This is a genomic window from Bradyrhizobium sp. STM 3809, assembly GCF_000239795.1.
Lineage (GTDB): Bacteria > Pseudomonadota > Alphaproteobacteria > Rhizobiales > Xanthobacteraceae > Bradyrhizobium.
The window spans coordinates 1-17,300 of the sequence record NZ_CAFJ01000557.1; the positions used below are offsets into that span (position 1 = coordinate 1).

At 66.4% G+C, this 17,300-nt stretch carries 19 protein-coding genes; 4 read left to right on the forward strand and 15 right to left on the reverse strand.

Going from position 1 to position 17,300, the window contains the following annotated elements; all coding sequences use genetic code 11:
* Positions 1-916, reverse strand: a 916-nt coding sequence (locus tag BRAS3809_RS25375) for a bifunctional riboflavin kinase/FAD synthetase (RefSeq protein ID WP_035658472.1), incomplete at its 3' end; no start/stop codon positions are given.
* Positions 917-1,181: 265 nt separating this feature from the next.
* On the opposite strand from BRAS3809_RS25375, the gene BRAS3809_RS25380 reads away from it, so the two are divergent.
* Positions 1,182-1,577 (forward strand): response regulator, encoded by a 396-nt coding sequence (locus BRAS3809_RS25380; protein WP_006613531.1) that lies wholly within the window; start codon positions 1,182-1,184, stop codon positions 1,575-1,577.
* Positions 1,578-1,649: 72 nt separating this feature from the next.
* On the opposite strand, the gene BRAS3809_RS25385 is transcribed toward BRAS3809_RS25380, so the two are convergent.
* From BRAS3809_RS25385 to uvrC, 10 genes are all read right to left on the reverse strand, one after another.
* Positions 1,650-2,504 carry a TIGR01459 family HAD-type hydrolase gene (locus tag BRAS3809_RS25385; RefSeq protein ID WP_008964882.1) on the reverse strand — a complete coding sequence of 285 codons (855 nt, stop codon included), beginning with the start codon at positions 2,502-2,504 and terminating at the stop codon, positions 1,650-1,652.
* 15 nt (positions 2,505-2,519) lie between these two features.
* On the reverse strand, positions 2,520-4,097 hold the full coding sequence (locus BRAS3809_RS25390; protein WP_008964883.1) for an EAL domain-containing protein: 1,578 nt from the start codon (positions 4,095-4,097) through the stop codon (positions 2,520-2,522).
* A 344-nt stretch (positions 4,098-4,441) separates the two neighbouring features.
* On the reverse strand, positions 4,442-4,987 hold the full coding sequence (locus BRAS3809_RS25395; RefSeq protein WP_035658477.1) for a phage holin family protein: 546 nt from the start codon (positions 4,985-4,987) through the stop codon (positions 4,442-4,444).
* Positions 4,988-5,315: 328 nt separating this feature from the next.
* Positions 5,316-6,659: an omega-aminotransferase AptA gene (gene aptA / locus BRAS3809_RS25400; RefSeq protein ID WP_008964885.1), complete on the reverse strand. Its 1,344-nt coding sequence runs from the start codon at positions 6,657-6,659 to the stop codon at positions 5,316-5,318.
* Between the two features lie 302 nt (positions 6,660-6,961).
* Entirely contained in the window at positions 6,962-7,930 is a 969-nt protein-coding gene (prmB, locus tag BRAS3809_RS25405; protein WP_008964886.1) for a 50S ribosomal protein L3 N(5)-glutamine methyltransferase, read from the reverse strand.
* Complete coding sequence (locus BRAS3809_RS25410) at positions 7,927-8,391, reverse strand: molybdenum cofactor biosynthesis protein MoaE (RefSeq protein ID WP_008964887.1); 465 nt, start codon at positions 8,389-8,391, stop codon at positions 7,927-7,929. Before BRAS3809_RS25410 ends, prmB begins: the two co-directional genes overlap by 4 nt.
* Before the next feature lie 23 nt (positions 8,392-8,414).
* Entirely contained in the window at positions 8,415-8,666 is a 252-nt protein-coding gene (gene moaD / locus BRAS3809_RS25415; protein WP_008964888.1) for a molybdopterin converting factor subunit 1, read from the reverse strand.
* Entirely contained in the window at positions 8,663-9,304 is a 642-nt protein-coding gene (pgsA, locus tag BRAS3809_RS25420) for a CDP-diacylglycerol--glycerol-3-phosphate 3-phosphatidyltransferase (protein WP_035658481.1), read from the reverse strand. The genes moaD and pgsA overlap by 4 nt, the downstream gene beginning before the upstream one ends.
* Before the next feature lie 260 nt (positions 9,305-9,564).
* On the reverse strand, positions 9,565-9,900 hold the full coding sequence (locus BRAS3809_RS25425) for a GIY-YIG nuclease family protein (protein ID WP_008964890.1): 336 nt from the start codon (positions 9,898-9,900) through the stop codon (positions 9,565-9,567).
* Positions 9,901-10,170: 270 nt separating this feature from the next.
* The gene (gene uvrC, locus BRAS3809_RS25430; protein WP_008964891.1) at positions 10,171-12,234 is read right to left on the reverse strand and encodes an excinuclease ABC subunit UvrC; all 2,064 of its coding nucleotides are present in this window, start codon (positions 12,232-12,234) and stop codon (positions 10,171-10,173) included.
* A 251-nt stretch (positions 12,235-12,485) separates the two neighbouring features.
* Between uvrC and BRAS3809_RS25435 the strand changes: the two genes are divergently transcribed.
* The gene (locus BRAS3809_RS25435; RefSeq protein WP_008964892.1) at positions 12,486-13,124 is read left to right on the forward strand and encodes an outer membrane protein; all 639 of its coding nucleotides are present in this window, start codon (positions 12,486-12,488) and stop codon (positions 13,122-13,124) included.
* Positions 13,125-13,399: 275 nt separating this feature from the next.
* On the opposite strand, the gene BRAS3809_RS25440 is transcribed toward BRAS3809_RS25435, so the two are convergent.
* The 4 genes from BRAS3809_RS25440 to BRAS3809_RS25455 all read right to left on the reverse strand — a co-directional run bounded on the left by BRAS3809_RS25440 (position 13,400) and on the right by BRAS3809_RS25455 (position 16,105).
* The gene (locus BRAS3809_RS25440; RefSeq protein WP_006612991.1) at positions 13,400-13,615 is read right to left on the reverse strand and encodes a cold-shock protein; all 216 of its coding nucleotides are present in this window, start codon (positions 13,613-13,615) and stop codon (positions 13,400-13,402) included.
* Positions 13,616-13,867: 252 nt separating this feature from the next.
* Positions 13,868-14,728 carry a 23S rRNA (adenine(2030)-N(6))-methyltransferase RlmJ gene (locus BRAS3809_RS25445; protein WP_008964893.1) on the reverse strand — a complete coding sequence of 287 codons (861 nt, stop codon included), beginning with the start codon at positions 14,726-14,728 and terminating at the stop codon, positions 13,868-13,870.
* A 103-nt stretch (positions 14,729-14,831) separates the two neighbouring features.
* Positions 14,832-15,533 (reverse strand): ribonuclease T2 family protein, encoded by a 702-nt coding sequence (locus tag BRAS3809_RS25450; protein WP_008964894.1) that lies wholly within the window; start codon positions 15,531-15,533, stop codon positions 14,832-14,834.
* A gap of 107 nt (positions 15,534-15,640) precedes the next feature.
* Positions 15,641-16,105 (reverse strand): hypothetical protein, encoded by a 465-nt coding sequence (locus BRAS3809_RS25455; protein WP_008964895.1) that lies wholly within the window; start codon positions 16,103-16,105, stop codon positions 15,641-15,643.
* Between the two features lie 169 nt (positions 16,106-16,274).
* Between BRAS3809_RS25455 and BRAS3809_RS25460 the strand changes: the two genes are divergently transcribed.
* Positions 16,275-16,580 (forward strand): hypothetical protein, encoded by a 306-nt coding sequence (locus BRAS3809_RS25460; RefSeq protein WP_008964896.1) that lies wholly within the window; start codon positions 16,275-16,277, stop codon positions 16,578-16,580.
* An 80-nt stretch (positions 16,581-16,660) separates the two neighbouring features.
* Positions 16,661-17,206 (forward strand): DUF3617 domain-containing protein, encoded by a 546-nt coding sequence (locus BRAS3809_RS25465; RefSeq protein ID WP_008964897.1) that lies wholly within the window; start codon positions 16,661-16,663, stop codon positions 17,204-17,206.
* Positions 17,207-17,300 lie beyond the last annotated feature (94 nt).

Genomic DNA, 17,300 nt, shown 5'->3' on the forward strand with positions numbered 1-17,300 from the left:
CGCTGTCGTCGTCCATCTGCCGGATCAGGGCGTCGATGGAGGTGAACTTGGCCTCCTCGCGGATGAAGCCGATGAAGGCGACATCCAGCACCTCGCCGTACAGGCTGTCCTTGAAGTCGAACAGGAAGGTCTCGAGCAGCGGCGCGCCGTTGTCGAAGGTCGGCCGGCGGCCGAAATTGGCGACGCCGTCGATCAGCACCCGGTTGGCGCCGTGGCCGCGGCCGACCCGGACGGCGTAGATGCCGTGGCGCAGGCCGCAATCGCGGTCGAGCCGCATGTTGGCGGTGGGGTAGCCGAGGTCGCGGCCGCGCTTCTCGCCGTGGATGACCTCCGAGGACACGAACCAAGGGCCGCCGAGCATGGCGGTGGCCTCGGTGACCTGGCCTTCGGCCAGGGCCTCACGGATCGCGGTGGAGGACACCGGCCGTTCGTCGATGTCGACATGCGGCTGGACCTCGACCGTGATGCCGAGCTTCGGCGCCGCGCCGGCGAGCAGGCTGGGCGAGCCGACCCGGCCCTTGCCGAAATGGAAGTCGTAGCCGACCGCGATCCCGGACACGCCGAGGCGGCCGATCAGGTCATGGTGAATGAAATCCTGCGCCGTGGTCTGGGCACGGCCCTTGTCGAAGGTCATGACCACGGCCCCCTGCAGCCCGGTTCCAGCCAGTAGCCGCAGCTTGGCGGCCTCGTCGGTCAGCCGGAATTGGGGGGTATTCGGGCTGAAGAAGCGCCGCGGATGCGGCTCGAAGGTCAGCGCCAGGGCCGGGCGTCCCTTGGCCCTGCCCATCTCGATGGCCGCTTCGATCACGGCCCGATGACCGAGATGGACACCGTCGAAATTTCCCATCGCCACCACCGCTCCCTTGAGGATGTGCTGTGGCGGGGTGGAATCGCGGATGATCTGGAAAGCGCACATGTGACGGAAATATCTCGTGGATTTTGGTGGCGGCCAGCCGGCGGACGTTGCCGTCGACCGTGGGCGGCCGGCCTCGCGAAGTCAAGCCGAAGGGGTTCCCGGGATCATGCAGTGCGGTGATGGCGACATGCGGCGGTAGCGCAGTTAACGCGCTGTTTAACGGCTGATGCTACTCCTGAGCCCGGATGGCGGAGGTCGTTCGAGACCCGGCCCGGAAGAGTTTTGGTAACAGTCTGCGCGTTGTGTTCGCGTTGGGGGAGTCAAGATGGCGGTTGATTTGACGATGCCGGTGCTCGTCGTCGACGATTACAGCACCATGATCCGGATCATCAGGAATCTTCTGAAGCAGATTGGGTTCGAGGACATCGACGACGCGAGCGACGGCTCGATGGCGCTGAACAAGATGCGCGCCAAGAAGTACGGCCTCGTGATATCCGACTGGAACATGGAGCCGATGACGGGCTACGACCTGCTCCGCGAGGTCCGCGCCGACCCGAACCTGGCGACCACGCCGTTCATCATGATCACGGCGGAATCCAAGACCGAGAACGTGATCGCCGCCAAGAAGGCCGGTGTGAACAACTACATCGTCAAGCCGTTCAACGCGGCGACGCTGAAGACCAAGATCGACGCGGTGTTCCCGGACATGGCGACGGCCTGACGGCCGGCCTGATCGACCCCGAGATGAAAAGACGCCCGGCACTTGGTCGGGCGTTTTCGTTTCAGGATCCGTTCACCATTTCAGCTCGCGCATCAAGGCGCGGGGCGGGTGGCCGAACAGTTCCTTGACCGAGGCCGGATCGAGCTGCTCGACGCCGGCGAACTCCTCGGAGTGGATGCCGCGGGTGACGAACAGGCAGTCGACGCCGAAGCCGTGCGCGCCGGCGAGATCGGTGCGGACGGAGTCGCCGATCGCCAGCACCTCGTCGCGAGCCACCGGCCGGCCGGCATGCTGCTCGGCGAGCTGCATCGCCCGTTCGTAGATCGGCCGGTGCGGCTTGCCGTAGAAGATCACCTCGCCGCCGAGCTCGCGATACAGCTCGGCGATGGCGCCGGCGCAGTAGATCAGCCGGTCGCCGCGCTCGACCACGATGTCCGGGTTGGCGCAGATCAGCGGCATCCTGCGCGCGAGCGCGCGCAACAGCATCGGCCGGTAGTCCTCGGCGGTTTCGGTCTCGTCGTCATAGAGGCCGGTGCAGATGATGTAGTCGGCCTCCTCCAGCGGCGACAGCGCCAGATCTAGGCCGCGATGGATCGAGTTGTCGCGCTCCGGGCCGAGCCAGAACACCTTGCCGCCGGGATGATCGGCGACGTAGTGGCGCGTCAGGTCGCCGGAGGAGACGATGGCGCTGTAGACCTCGTCGGCGACGCCGAGCTTGCGCAGCTGCCGCTGCACCGAATCGGCTGGACGGGGCGCGTTGGTGATCAGGATGACCGTCCCGCCCTCATCCTTGAAGCGATGCAGCGCCTCGCAGGCCTCGGGAAACGATTCCAGTCCGTTGTGGACCACGCCCCAGATGTCGCTCAGCAGCACCCGCTTGCGCCCGACCAGATCGCGCAGCCGCTGCTCGAAACGGAGAGCGCTCATGGGGCAAATCGTCGATCAGATGGTCCCGGCGATACGGCGGGCGAGAGCGGCGTTGCCGCTGCGTGTCGCAGCGTTGGTATTCGACGCATCGAGAGTGGGCGTTCCGGCGGCATTCGGGTCCTGGATCTTGATCTCCTGCCCGCCCGAGGGACTGGCAGCGGCCTCGCCGGTAGCAGATGCGCCCTCGGGTCGCAATGGGCGGGGCGGCGCGAACAGGAAGCCCTGGCCGAAACGGACATCGTAGTCGAGCAGGTCGACGACGCTGTTCTCCCCCTCGATCCGCTCGGCGATCAAGTCGATGCCGAAACGCCCGAGCAGGTCGGACAGATCAGTCGGATGGATGTCGGACACCGAACTCTGCTTGGGGTCGAGCAGCAGAGCGGCCGGCACCTTGATGAACCGGACGCCGCGATCGGCAAGCTCGCGCGGCTCGAAGCGGAGGTCGGTGACGTGATCGACCGAGAAGCGGTAGCCGCGCTGCGCCAGTGCGGCGAGATGCTCGGTCTCGGTCGGGCCGAGGCTGCGCAGGGTCGACTGCTTGAATTCGAGCACGAAGGAGGGCGCCAGGGCGCGGTTGGCCTCGAGGAAATCCAGGCACTGGGCGAAGCTCGCCGGACTGCTCAGGGTCGCGGACGACAGGTTGCAGAAGATCCCGACGTCCTTGTTGCGCACCATCAGGCGGCGCAGCACCTGGACGCAGCGAAGCAGCACCATGTGGTCGATGCGGCCGACCAGGCCGGCCGCCTCGGCGATGCCGATGAAATCCTCGGCGGCGACGATCTGGTCGCGCTCGTCGCGCAGCCGGGTCACGGCCTCGTAGAAGCGCACCTTGCGCTGGGGCAGCGTCACCAGCGGCTGGAGGTAAATGTCGAGGCGGTTGTCCTCGATGGCGCCTTTGACGGCGGCGAGGATCTGCGGCTGGCTGCGCGGCATCGCTGGCGCGGCCGGCAGCGGCGTCGCCGGCGCGGCAGTGATCGGCGGCGCGGTCGGCGGGCGCACCACGGGGGCGATGGCCGGAGCTGCGCTGAACGTGGCGGTCGCTTCCTTCGGCTTCGGAGTCGAACTCGCCGAGGGCGGCGCCTTCGGATCGGGATAGATGGCGGATGCAACGGGAGCGGCAGGCGCCGGGCTGGCCTCGCGCGCAGGCGCCGGCGTGTCCGCAACCGGAGCCGCCGGCTGCTGCGGGATGGCAGCGATCAGATCCTCATGCTGGGCGACGGTGACGGCGAGCTGCTTCATCAGTCCGCCGAGCTCGTTGATCTCGCTGACGACACCTTGCAGGCGGTCGGAGCTGACCGAGCTCGACGACACGATGCGGCCTTCGACCGCCGACAGCCGCCGGCCGAACTCGGCGACCTGGCGCGCAAGATCCGCGGTGCCGCGCGACAGGTCGGCGATCTGGCTGCCGACGTCGGAGCGGTCGCGCAGCCGCATCGATACCGCGTTGTAGAGGATGAGAAAGGTCAGCGCGGCCAGCGAGACGATCGCGGATTCGGACCCACTGATGCCAGCCACCGAGTACAGGATCAGGCCGAGCGACGCTGCGACCAGAACCATGCAGATGGCGATGAAAATCGTGGATATACGAATCATGCTGCGCGACGCTCCCAACCGACCACAACCTTAGCACCTCTGCTGATTCGCGAGGATAGTCGGCAGGATTCAAATACCGGACAACGCGGTGGATTTCCGCGCTGCGTGTCATTTACGCAAGTTTTCGTGCGGAGGTGGAGTTTAATCGTAGTGGCCGCCTCCCGTAGAACAACGGAGGCGCGCGACTGAACATGTGCGAAACGTTTCGACACACTGCGCGCTGGCCGGAAGCCCGCGGTGAAAACTGATCAGCTCAAATACTTCGTTCGATCTCGGCCGACGGCCGTCATGCCGGCGTCACACCTCGCAGTGTCACGCTTCATCGTCTCACGTCTCATCATGCGTCACGCCTGGCGATGACGCCGACGCAAGGCGGCGACGCCAAGCAGCAGCGCCGCCACGGCGACCCCGACCGGCACGTTGATGCGCCCCGGCGCACGGACATGATTTGTCGACGCGGACGGCGCCAGCGGAATCGTATCCGGATCGATCTCGTCGCTGTCCGGCTGTTGGGCCACCGGTGCGGCGATCGCCACACGCAGACGGCTCGACAATGACGGATAATGCGGCGTCGGACGGCGCAGCTTGACCGCGGCGATGACCGCGCAGATGACCGCGAGCGCCACCATGAGGCCGCCGACCACCGCGAACGCGGGGAACAGTCCCCATTTCATTTCCACCCAACGGAACAAGGCATCCAGTCCGACGATGCAGGCCGCGATCAGGAAGATGCCCGCCGCGGCAAACAATCCCGCGGCGACGGCGTAGGACGTCACCGTGCCCGTCGCCTGCCGCGCGCGGTCGCGCATGTAGGCCTGGGTGGCGCGCTTGACGCGGTTCAGCCTCTGCTCGAGCCCCAATCGCAACAGCTCTCCCGGCGGTGCAAGCATGCGCGTTCTCCGATCATCCGTCCGCCGCGCGCAAACCGCCGGCTCGCGACATGAACGTGGAGGAATTGCGAAGGTTCCCGGATTCAGCGCGTGTGTTGTCGAAGGCGATCTGCCCCCGATCACCGTCATTCCGGGGCAAGGCCGCAGGCCTTGAACCCGGAATCTCGATGTTGTTTGGCGGCCCTTGCGAACGACCTCGAGATTCCCGGTTCAATCGTCGTGCACAGCATGACGATTGCCCCGGAATGACGTCCTGCGATGCGCGACACAAAACGAAAATGGCGGCCACGAGGGCCGCCATTGACCAATCGCGCGATCGTCGCGCGGCTTACGCCACGGCCTTGATCACCTTGCCGACCTTCTCGACGATCTCGCCGATCTGGTCCTCGTTGATGATCAGCGGCGGGGTCAAAGCGAGGGTGTCGCCGGCGATGCGGAGCATCAGGTCGGTGTTGTGGAACGCGGTCTCCATCGCCGAGTAGCCGCGCTTGCCGACGGCGTCGGGCAGCGGGGCGAGGTCGATGCCGGCGGTGAGACCGACGGTGCGGATGTCGAGCACGTTGGGCAGGCCTTTCAGGCTCATCACGGCGTCGGCCCATTTCGGCTCGATCGCCTTGGCGTGCTCGAACAGCTTCTCGTCGCGATAGATGTCGAGCGTGGCGAGGCCGGCCGCGCAGGCGATCGGATGCGCCGAGTAGGTGTAGCCGTGGGTGAACTCCACCATGTGCTCCGGGCCGCTCATGAAGGCGTCATGGATGGTGTCGCGCACCAGCACGCCGCCCATCGGCGCCGCGCCATTGGTGACGCCCTTGGCGAAGGTCAAGAGGTCCGGCGTCACGCCGTAGCGCTCGGCGGCGAAGGCGTGGCCGAGACGGCCGAAGCCGGTGATGACTTCGTCGAAGATCAAGAGGATGCCGTGCTTCTGGGTGATCTCGCGCAGCCGCTTGAGATAGCCCTTCGGCGCCGGGATCACGCCGGTGGAGCCGGCCATCGGCTCGACGATCACGGCGGCGATGGTGTTGGCGCCGTGCAGCGCGACGAGGTTCTCCAGCTCCTCGGCGAAGTGCGCGCCGTACTCCGGCTCGCCCTTGGTGAAGGCCTGCTTCTCGCGGTCATAGGTCGCGGGGATGTGGTCGACGCCGGTGAGCAGGGTGCCGAACAGCTTGCGGTTGTTGACGATGCCGCCGACCGAGGTGCCGCCGAAGCCGACGCCGTGATAGCCGCGGACGCGGCCGATCAGGCGGGTGCGGCTGCCCTGGCCGTTGATCTGGTGATAGGCCAGCGCCATCTTCAGCGCGGTGTCGGCCGCCTCCGAGCCGGAGTTGCAGAAGAACACGTGGTCGAGACCGGCGGGGGCGAGATCGGCGATGCGGTTGGCGAGCTCGAATGCCTGGGGAATGCCGAATTGGAACGGCGGCGCATAGTCGAGTGCCGCGGCCTGCTTGCCGATCGCCTCGGCGATCTGGCTGCGGCCATGGCCGGCGTTGCAGCACCACATGCCGGCGGCGGCGTCGATGATCTTGCGGCCGTCGACGGTGATGTAGTGCATGTCCTTGGCGCCGGCGAGCATGCGCGGATTCTTCTTGAACGCGCGGTTCGCGGTGAACGGCATCCAATGCGCGGCAAGATCATTCGGGACGGTGACGGCGGGGCGGGGGCTCTTGTCCAGCATGGGGACCTCTCGGACGTTCAGGCAGATTGTGCGACGGCGACAGCATGACCCGGAAAGGTGGCAAACCGGTTGCCAGACACTGACCGAAACGGATCGTGCGTGAGGGGCCTGAATGCGCGCGCCGACGTCGTCAGCCGACGATCCGGGCCGGCGCCAAGCTATCAGTTTCGCGGACGGACGGAAACGTCAAAGGTCCGGCGTTGGCGCTGCCCTGGTGAGCGAATTCTGCACAGCGGCAGCAGTTTGTGCCGTTTCCTGGAAGTGGCTGCGTCATTTCGCGTCAGCACGCATGTCCCCGGTGATCACACCAGATCGCGCGCGGTGATCCAGAACACCTCACCCTCGGAGTCCTCGGTATCGAGCCACAGCAGCGGCAGGTCCGGGTAGGCGGCCTCGATCTGCGGCCGGTCGCGGCCGACCTCGCACAGCAGTCCGCCTTCGGCGGTGAGATGGTCGCGGGCCTCGGCGATGATGCGATGGATGATGTCGAGACCGTCGGCGCCGCCGTCGAAGGCGAGCGCCGGCTCGGCACGGCATTCCCGGGGCAGGCCGGCCATGCCCTCGGCATCGACATAGGGCGGGTTGGTGATGATCAGGTCGTAGCGGCGCTGGCTCAGCGGCGCGAACAAATCGCCGCGATGCAGCGAGAGGCGCTCGCCGAGGTCGTAGTCGGCCACGTTCTTCGCCGCGACGGCGAGCGCGTCCTTGGAGATGTCGACGGCGTCGATCACGGCGTTGGGGAAGTGCCGGCTGGCGAGGATCGCGAGGCACCCGGAGCCGGTGCAGAGGTCGAGCACGCTGTCGACCGCGAGGGGGTCGTCGATCAGCGAGGTGCCGTCGGCTTCGGCGCCGCCGAAATGGGTCTCCAGCAGCTCGCCGATGAAGGAGCGTGGCACGATCACGCGCTCGTCGACATAGAACGGCAGGCCGCGCATGTAGACCTTGTTGACGAGGTACGCCGCCGGCTTGCGCGTGGTGATACGGGCGGTGACCAGGTCGAGGATGGTCTTGCCCTCGGCCGCGGTGACCCGCGCCGTGATGAAGGTCTCGAACTGATCGGGACGCAGACGCAGCGCCTCGCCGATGAGGAAGGCCGCCTCGGACACCGGATCGGTGGTGCCGTGCGCGAACACCAGGTCGGCGTTCTGGAAGCAGCTCACGGCGTAGCGCAGGTAATCGAGCAGCGTGGCGAGCTCGCCGGCGTTGACCTTCGGCAGCTTCGGCGCAGGCGGTTTCCGCGGCGCCGCCGTCTTCACCTTCTTTGCCATCATCGTGTCCAGCGCGCCGCGGCGGCATCGTCGTGGCTCTTGGCCTCGACCCAGCTGCCGCCATCATCGGTTTCCTCGCGCTTCCAGAACGGCGCGTTGGTCTTGAGATAGTCCATCAGGAACTCGGCGGCCTCGAACGCCGCCTGGCGGTGGCTCGATGCGGTCACCACCAGCACGATGTTCTCGCCGGGCGTGATGCGGCCGAAGCGGTGGATCACGGTGAGGCCCTGCAGCGGCCAGCGCGCCATGGCCTGCTCGGCATGGCGCATGATCTCGGCTTCGGCCATGCCGGGATAATGCTCGAGCGTCAATGCCGCGATCGGCACGGCGTGGTCGTTGCCGCGGCACAGGCCGGAGAAGCTGACGACGGCGCCGATGTCGGTGCGGCCATGGCTGAGCGCCGCGATCTCGGCGGCGGTGTCGAAATCCTCGCGCTGCACGCGGACGGTGACGATCGCGGTCATGACGGTCTTCTGCTGGCCTGGCGTCAGCCGCCGGTCATCGGCGGGAAGAACGCAATCTCGCGGGCGCCCGAGATGGCGGCGTCCGGCTGGACGTGTGCCTGATCGATCGCGGCACGGATCACCTTCGGCTTCTCGAACGCATAGGCATAACCCTCGCCCTGCTCGGTGAGCCAGGCGATCAGCTCGCCCACCGTGCGCACGCTCTCAGGCGGTTCGACCGTCTCCTCCGCCTTGCCGATGCGCTCGCGCACCCAGGCGAAATACTTCACCTTCATCGCGAGTCCTCTTCGATCAGGTGGTGGATGCCGGAGCGGAAATAGTCGTAGCCGGTGTAGATGGTGAACACCGCCGACAGGCCGAGCAGCCAGATGCCGATGCCGCTCACGATCGGGCCGAGCGTCGGAAAGAATTGGGCGACCGCCGTGTCGCCGGCCTCTCCCGCGAGCAGGAAGCCGATCGCCACCAGCTGCATGGTGGTCTTCCATTTTGCGACCTTGGTGACCGGCACCGAAACGCGCAGCGCGGCCAGATATTCGCGCAGGCCCGACACCAGGATCTCGCGGCACAGGATCACGATGGCGGCCCACAGCGACCAGTTCTGGATGGTGCTGTCGGCCGCCAGCATCAGAAGACAGGAGGCGACCAGAAGCTTGTCGGCGATCGGGTCGAGCATGCGGCCGAAAGCCGATTGCTGGTTCCAGATCCGCGCGAAATGCCCATCGAGATAGTCGGTGATCCCGGCTGCAATGAATACCGCGACGGCGACCCAGCGGAGCCACAGCGGATACTGCCAGACCGATTGCGCGTAGATGCATCCGACCACGACCGGTATCGCGGCAATGCGCGCATAGGTCAGGATGTTCGGCAGGGACATCGACGTCTTGCTGGGCACGCGTGTGGTCGCAATGTTCATCCGGTGTACCAATACTGCCGCCGTTCGAACGTCAACCTTTGAACCGAGCCGTCCCGGTCAGGATGACGCAGATATGACGCTGTTCGCAACGAAGTCTTGTGCAGGTAGGAACTCCGCCGCCCGGAGACGAGGAGTGCGATCTCGCTTCCATAAGCAACGGGACGCCGTCGCGCCAGCCCTGACATCGGCATGTCCGGGACATGCGCCGCACGATCTTATTGCGATGCAATGACAACGAGGCGGCCCGGCGCAGCAAGGCGTCAGATCGCCTCGGCCTGGTGAACCCTGCACCAATGCGCCTGCCGCTCCGCGAACACGCGATCGCGCAGATAGGCCAACGTCTCGTCGTCGAGAGTCTCGAGCACCTCGAGGCTGAACGCCCCCTCGCCATGGGCGGCCCAGGCCGCCTGCAGCCCGCCGCGGCGGTGGCCGCCCTGGCGCAGGGTGAACCAGAGACGGTTCTGAATCTTGTCGAGGTCAGGCGCGCAGCCGACCCAGCGCTGGCCCGTCGCGGCGCAGGTGACGGCGAAGATGCCGGCTGGTGTCTTGCGGTCCTTGTAGGCGGCGATGGCCGCCCTGCGCTGGTCGGGGGTCATAAGAGAGCTCCGCATTTTCATCCGGGCGTATATACGATATTTATGCCCGGGTAAAATAATTTCTGCGTCTCTGGCGGAAGCCGGGCAGCGGCCTATCCCCGTCATTCCAGGCGCGCCCGAAGGGCGGGATGACCGCCACGTCCTGTCACGTCCCCATGCCGGCCTGTGGCTATGGATTCCGGGCTCGCGCTTACGCGCGCCCCGGAATGACGGGTGGAGAGAGTTGGGCCTGAAGCTGGACCGGAAAACCCGGTGAGCTCGCGTCGCTGCTCACCCCGCGTTGCTGTGGAAGTATTCGAAGATCTTCCGCGCGCTCTCAGCCGAGACGCCTGGGACCTTGCCGAGGTCGGCGATCGAGGCACGCTCGATTTCCTTCAGCGTGCCGAAGTGATGCAGCAGCGCGCGCTTGCGCGACGGGCCGATGCCGGGGATCTCCTGCAGGCCGGCCTCGCGGATGTCCTTCTTGCGCAGCTTGCGGTGCGAGCCGATGACGAAGCGGTGCGCCTCGTCGCGCAGGCGCTGGATGAAGTACAGCACGGGATCGCGCGGCTCGAGCTTGATCGCCTCGCGCTCCGGAATGAACAGCGTCTCCCGTCCGGCGTCGCGATCAGGGCCCTTGGCGACCGACATCAGCGCGACGTTGCTGACGCCGAGCTCGGTGAAGATCTCCCTCACCGCGTTGAGCTGGCCGCGGCCGCCGTCGATGATGACGAGATCGGGCCATTGCGGCACATCGTCCTCTTTCGCCGCGCGCGCGATGTCCTTTTCCGATGGTGACACCAGCCGCTTGAAGCGGCGCTGCAGCACCTCCTTCATCATCGCATAGTCGTCGCCGGGCGTGAGCCCCTCCGACTTGATGTTGAACTTGCGGTACTGGTTCTTCATGAAGCCGTCGGGCCCGGCGACGATCATCGCGCCGACCGCGTTGGTGCCCTGGATGTGGCTGTTGTCGTAGACCTCGATGCGCTTCGGGATCTGCGGCAGGCCGAGCGTCGTCGTCATCGCCTCCAGCAGGCGGCTCTGCGTCGCGGTGTCCGCGAGCTTGCGGCCCAACGCCTCGCGCGCATTGGTCAGGGCGTGGCCGACGAGGTCCTTCTTCTCGCCGCGCTTCGGGCAGGACACCTCGACCTTGTGGCCGGCCTTGACGCACAGCGCCTCGGCGAGCAGCTCGGCCTCCTCGATCTCGTGCGACAGCAGGACGAGCTTCGGCGGCGGCTTGTCGTCGTAGAACTGCGACAGAAACGCGGACAGCACCTCCTCGGGCGTGAACGTCTTCTCGGCGCGCGGGAAGTAGGCGCGGTTGCCCCAGTTCTGGCCGGTGCGGAAGAAGAACACCTCGACACAGGAGAAGCCGCCCTCCTGGTGGATGGCGAACACGTCGGCCTCCTCGACGGTGCGCGGATTGATGCCCTGCTGCGAGGAGATCGCCGACAGCGCGGCGAGGCGGTCGCGATACACCGCGGCGGTCTCGAACTCGAGCTCGGCCGACGCTTTCTCCATCTCGCCGGCGAGCAGCGCCTTCACCGCCTGGCTGCGGCCCGACAGGAAGTCCGTCGCCTCGCGTACCAGCTCGCTATAGCCGGGGAAATCGATCTCCTGGGTGCAGGGACCGGCGCAGCGGCGGATCTGGTGCAGCAGGCAGGGGCGGGTGCGGCTCTCGAAGAACGAATCGGTGCAGGAGCGGATCAGGAAGGCGCGCTGCAGCGCCGTGATGGTGCGATTGACCGCGCCGGCCGAAGCGAACGGGCCGAAATAGCGCCCGGGCCGCGACTGCGCGCCGCGGTGCTTGAGGATCTGCGGCGCCCAATGGTCGCCGGTGATGAGGATGTAGGGGAACGACTTGTCGTCGCGCAGCTGCACGTTGAAGCGCGGCTTGAGCTGCTTGATGAGGTTCGCCTCGAGCAGCAGCGCCTCGGTTTCCGTGGTCGTCGAGACGATCTCGACGGTCACGGTGGCCGCGATCATGCGCAGGATGCGCGCCGGCAGCGGCGCGTTGGCGCGTGCGTAGGACGACAGGCGCTTTTTGACGTTCTTGGCCTTGCCGACATAGAGCACGTCGTGGGCCGCGTTGAGCATGCGGTAGACGCCGGGCGAGGTCGGCGCCAGCCGCACCGCGTTCTCGATCGCGGCATGGCCGATCGCCAGCGGGCCTTCGCCGACCGGCTCCGCGCTCTCCTCCGTCAGCTCCGGCAGGCGGCCGTCGTCATCCTCGTCAGCCGCAGCGGCGGGATCGAGATCGGGCGTGTCGGTGGCCTCGGGCGGCAGGTCGGCCGCGGCGCCACGGCGGCTCGCGGGCGCCGGCGCCTGGGGTGGATCGGAGCTGTGGGTGGTCATGTCAGCAAATTAAGCGCTGCCGTGCCGTCCCGCCAGCATGCGCTGACGCCATGCACAGGGCAGGACAGACGGGGACGGCGGTAACGCTTCGTTAAGCACGTTAATCGCCCGCTAACCGGGCTTAACAACGGCTTAACCTAAAACTCTCGATAAATGCTCACGAAAAAAGTTGGAGTTCCGTAACCACACCGGCCCGCGTCGTCGCGCGGCGCTTGCTCCGGGTGGCGACGGCGAGTGGCGTGGAGTGAGCGATGAACAGGTTCTTGGTCGGTGCTGCCGCCGCGGCGGGCTTGAGCGCAGCGGCTTTCGGATCGGTGTCGGCGCAGGCGGCCGACCTCGGCTATGGGCGCCAGGCGCCCTACACGGTGAACCAACCCCTCAACGCCTTTAGCTGGGCCGGCCCCTATCTCGGCGGCACGCTGGGCTATGAATGGGGCACGGTCGGCAACAGCCTGACCAAGCCGTCGGGGCTCGTGGGCGGCGTGACCGCCGGCTACAACTGGCAGAACGGCAGCCCCTGGGTGTTCGGCCTCGAGGGCGACATCAACCTCAGCGGCGCCAACGACACCTTCGCGCCGTGGAAGTTTTCCAACCCCTGGTTCGGCACGCTGCGCGGCCGCGTCGGCTACGCATTCAACAACATCCTGTTCTACGGCACCGGCGGTCTCGCGCTGGGCGGCCTGCGGGCCGAGACCTTCGGCCTGTCGGAATCGCACACGGCGGTCGGCTGGACGCTCGGCGTCGGCACCGAGTTCGGGCTGGCGCAGAACTGGAGCGCGAAGATCGAGTATCTGTACGTCGATCTCGACAGCAATAATTTCGTGATCACGGGGGCGAAGAACGACTATCGGTCTGGAATGATCCGCGCAGGCATCAACTTCCATTTCTGATGGCAGGACTGGGTAGGAACGAGACGGAATAGGCAGAAGAAACGTCGAACGACACCCTCCCGGCCGCTCGCGCGGCCGGATTTTTTTGTCGCGATGATCTCTTGTCGCGATGACCGGCGCCATGGTGACGCGTGCCGCCACGCGGCGCCCTCGCATACAGTTCGAGCATGACGCCCTGTACGCGAGCCGGCCGCGCTGCCGGCAGCTATCAACACAGAATTGACGTCGATGCACCCGCTGCGCCGGCTCGCGCGAGCCTGTCGAGCGGGCCGTGGCTACGACGACAGGACCAGGTTCACCGCCTTCGGGCCCTTGCCCTTCTTGTCCGGCTCAACCTCGAAGCTGATACGCTGTCCCTCGGTCAGATCCTTCAGACCGGCGCGCTCGACCGCCGTGATGTGCACGAACACGTCGCGACCACCGTCATCCGGCTTGATGAAGCCGTAGCCGCGCTCACCGTTGAAGAACTTGACTGTCCCAGTCATGGCCATCGGGAAACTCCTCCCCCGCAATGCTTCCTCCACTGCGCGATCTGCGCAGTGTCCGACCGGACATCACTTTGATCGGAAAGCGTTGGCCACCTTAACGTCCAGCGCTCGCCGCGCCGGATCGCCGGATCTTGTTAGGCCTTGATCACCCCGCCGCAACCATTCGCGGAAGCGGAACGTAAAGCCAGTCTTACAGTCAGACACAATAATACGGTTCCGCGCCGATTGACTACGGCTTTTCGACGAACTTCCGATTCAAGCTTTGGGGATGTCGAGGCGAAAGCGCGCAGGGCCGCCTTGGCCGAGCGGCCTGACCAGTTCCTGCAGGATGAGCTTGAGCTCATCATGCAATGTCCAGGGCGGGTTGACGATCAGCAGTCCGGTCGAGGTCAGCGCCTCGCCTTCGATCTGCGGCGCAACACTGAACTCCACCCGCAGCACCTTGCCCGGCGGCTTCGCCGCAGCTGCGAGATGCGCGACCTGATCGGCAAGCTGCTCGGTGGCGCGGCGGCTCTTGGCTGGATACCAGAGCACGTAGATACCGGTACTCCACTTCGCATAGGCCGCAGCGAAGCGTTCCGCGAGGCGTTCGAACTCATCCTTGGCCTCGAAGGCCGGATCGATCAGCACGACGCCGCGGCGCTCGTTCGGCGGCACGAAGGCGGGCAGAGCGACCCAGCCGTCGAGATCGACGACACGGGCCTGGGTGTCGCGGCGCAGCGCATCGATCAGCTGCTTGCGCGGTACCGGCGCCAGCTCGCACAAGGTCATGCGGTCCTGCGGCCGCAGCAGCGCGCGTGCAATCAGCGGCGAGCCGGGATAGGCGACGAGCTCGGCCTTGGGATTGAACGACCGGACGACGTCCAGATATGGCTGCAAGAGTGCATAGGCCTCGTCCGACAATCGCGCCTGCAGCAGCCGCGCGATGCCGGTGAGAAACTCGCCGCTGCGCGTCGCTTCGTCGCCGGTGAGGTCATAGAGGCCGGCGCCGGCATGGGTGTCGATGACCCGGAATGCCGCCGGCTTGTCCTGGAGGTAGACCAGGATGCGGGTCAGCACGATGTGCTTGATGACGTCGGCGAAGCCGCCAGCGTGAAAGGCGTGTCGGTAGTTCATGCCGTACGAGTTACGCCGTTCCGCGGCGAAAGGGTACCCCAACCTTGGCCTGCGCAGCCGCGTTCGGCGGCCGCGGACTGCATGACCGGACGAGCCGGGGTGGTCAGCCGCCGCGCACCGGCGGCATGTTGACCTCGTCGCGGCGGCAAGCCTGGCGGTCGACCTCGTCGCAGCTGCGGAATTCGAGATCCTTGGACAGGCAGATCCGCACTTCGCTGAGCCGCGTCCGGTTGCAGGTCACGGCAATGGCCGAATTCGTCAGCTTGGGATTCGCCTTGATGAACGCGTCCTCGATCGCCGCCGGCGCGAGCGTCTTGGCCTGTGACAGATCGAGGAACTCCGGCGGGATCTTGATCGCGGCGCGCGCCTTCCGGATGGCCTCGAAATAGGCCTTGGCCGACAGGCCGGAGCAGGTGCCGTGCTTGTCCCACTCGTTGTAGATCAGGCCGGGCGCCGGCATCAGGTCGAGCATCGAGGTCATGATGTTGCGCGGCAGGCGCGGTGAGGGCTGCTCGCAATACTCGGGATAGCCGGTCTCGTATTGCGGCCACAGCCCGTGCACGACGAAGGAGTAGGGCCGTCCGCTGCATTGCTGCGAGCGGCTGCCGCGGCCGCGCTCCTCGGCCTCGGCGCAGAACGACGGCGACCAGGACAGCGACAGGACGTAGAAGTCGAACGCGCCGGGCTCGTTCTGCCGGCGGTCCTGGGCGTGGGTCGGCGCCGCAGCGAACGCCCCGAGCAGCAGCGTCAGGCAGACGACGGTTTGGGCAAGGAGGATGGCAGGTCGGCGCAGGCAATCGAACATGGCGAACTCCCCGGACAATGCGAGGAACTTAGCAGCCGTCCGGAACATTTCAAGAACAAAAACGGCTGCCCGAAGGCAGCCGATCGCAATCCCGGGAGCTGGCCGGCTCAGGGCTTGGCGGCGCGGCAGGCCGGGTTGAAAGCCCAGTTGCGGTCGAGGCCGACGACGCAGAACTCGACGCCCTGGTCGTAGCCGGCAAAGCCGCCGTCCTCGATGATCGAGTAGTTCAGCGTGCGCGCCTTGCCGTCGCTGATCATCACGCTGCCGGTGCAGAAGCGGCGCGGGATGTTGTCGGACTGCCAGGGGCGGAAGGCGATCTCGCGGACGTTGGCGACACCCGTGATCGTCAGCGACGAATTCCAGAACGTGCTCTCCTTGTCCTGGAACCGGCTGACGATGGCCGGGATGGCCGCCTCGCATGGCGCCACCCGGCCTTCGTATTTCGGACCCGAGAGCCAGAAGTTCAGCTCGAGCGGGTTGGCGGCGTGGGCGGGGGCGGTCGCGACCAGGGCGGCGAGCAGTGCGCCGCAGCCGGCACCGAGGGTCGTGAGAGATTTGCTGAAGTCGCGCATGGGCCGTCCGCACAGTCTGATCCGGGAGCGTGGACCGTGCCGCGCCTGTTCCAGGAGGTCAAGTGCAACGCGGCAACACTCCACGATTAGTCCTGTTAACCCCGGGCCGGTGTTCTTTTCTTGGCGGGACAGGACCTTTAGGATGGCGCGAGCGCTTGAGGAGAATGCAATGCGGACGCTGAAGGTCGGATTGGTGAAGACGGCAGGCCTGCTGGCCGCCGGGATGCTGCTGGCCGGCGCGCCCGCCCGGGCCGACGTGGTGCCGGCCTTCAAGGGCAACGATACCGGCGGCATCATCGCCTATTCGCTGGCCCAGACCACCGATGCGCGCCAGCTCGCGGTCGATCATTGCGCCTCCTACGGCAAGGTCGCCAAGTTCCGCGCGGTCGATGCGCGCTATGGCGGCTACGTGTCGTTCTCCTGCCGCTGGGTGCCGTACGGCTCGGCGCAGCGGCCGCTGCGGACGCTGTACTGAACCTGATCGAGGCCCGACTACACTAACGCCATGATTCGGCGTCATCGGTCCGCCGATCGACAGCAAGCCGGAACACAATCATGACACGCCAGCGCCTCGCCCTCGGACTCCTCTGTTGCAGCATTCTGGGCGGGGTGGCGAGCGCAGCCTTTGCGCTCGACCTGCCGGTGCGCAAGGCGGGCCTGTGGGAGCTCAAGATGATCCGGTCCGGCGGACAGATGCCGGAGATGACGATGCAGCATTGCACCGACGAGACCACCGACAAGGACATGAACAACATGGCCTCGCCGATGGCGCAGCAGGTCTGCTCCAAGCAGGACATCCAGAAGACCGCGACCGGCTATGTCAGCGATTCCGTCTGCAGCTTCGGCGGCATGAGCACCACGTCGCATGCCGAGATCACCGGCGACTTCAACTCGGCCTACACGGTGAAGACGACCTCGAAGATCCAGGGCGGCGCCGCCGGCGCGGCTGCCAAGGACACGGCGATGACCATCGAGGCCAAATGGCTCGGCGCCTGCAAGGCCGACCAGAAGCCCGGCGATATCGTCATGCCCGGCGGCATGAAGATGAACGTCAAGGACATGGCCAAGCTGAAGAACCTGATCCCAGGCGCGAAGCAGTAGGCGGCCCGTTCCTCGCTAAGATCTCCGACCGCCCGTCACCGCGCCAGGCGATCGCGTTCGACGATCTGAGTGTTTGGCTACGCTGTTTCCACGT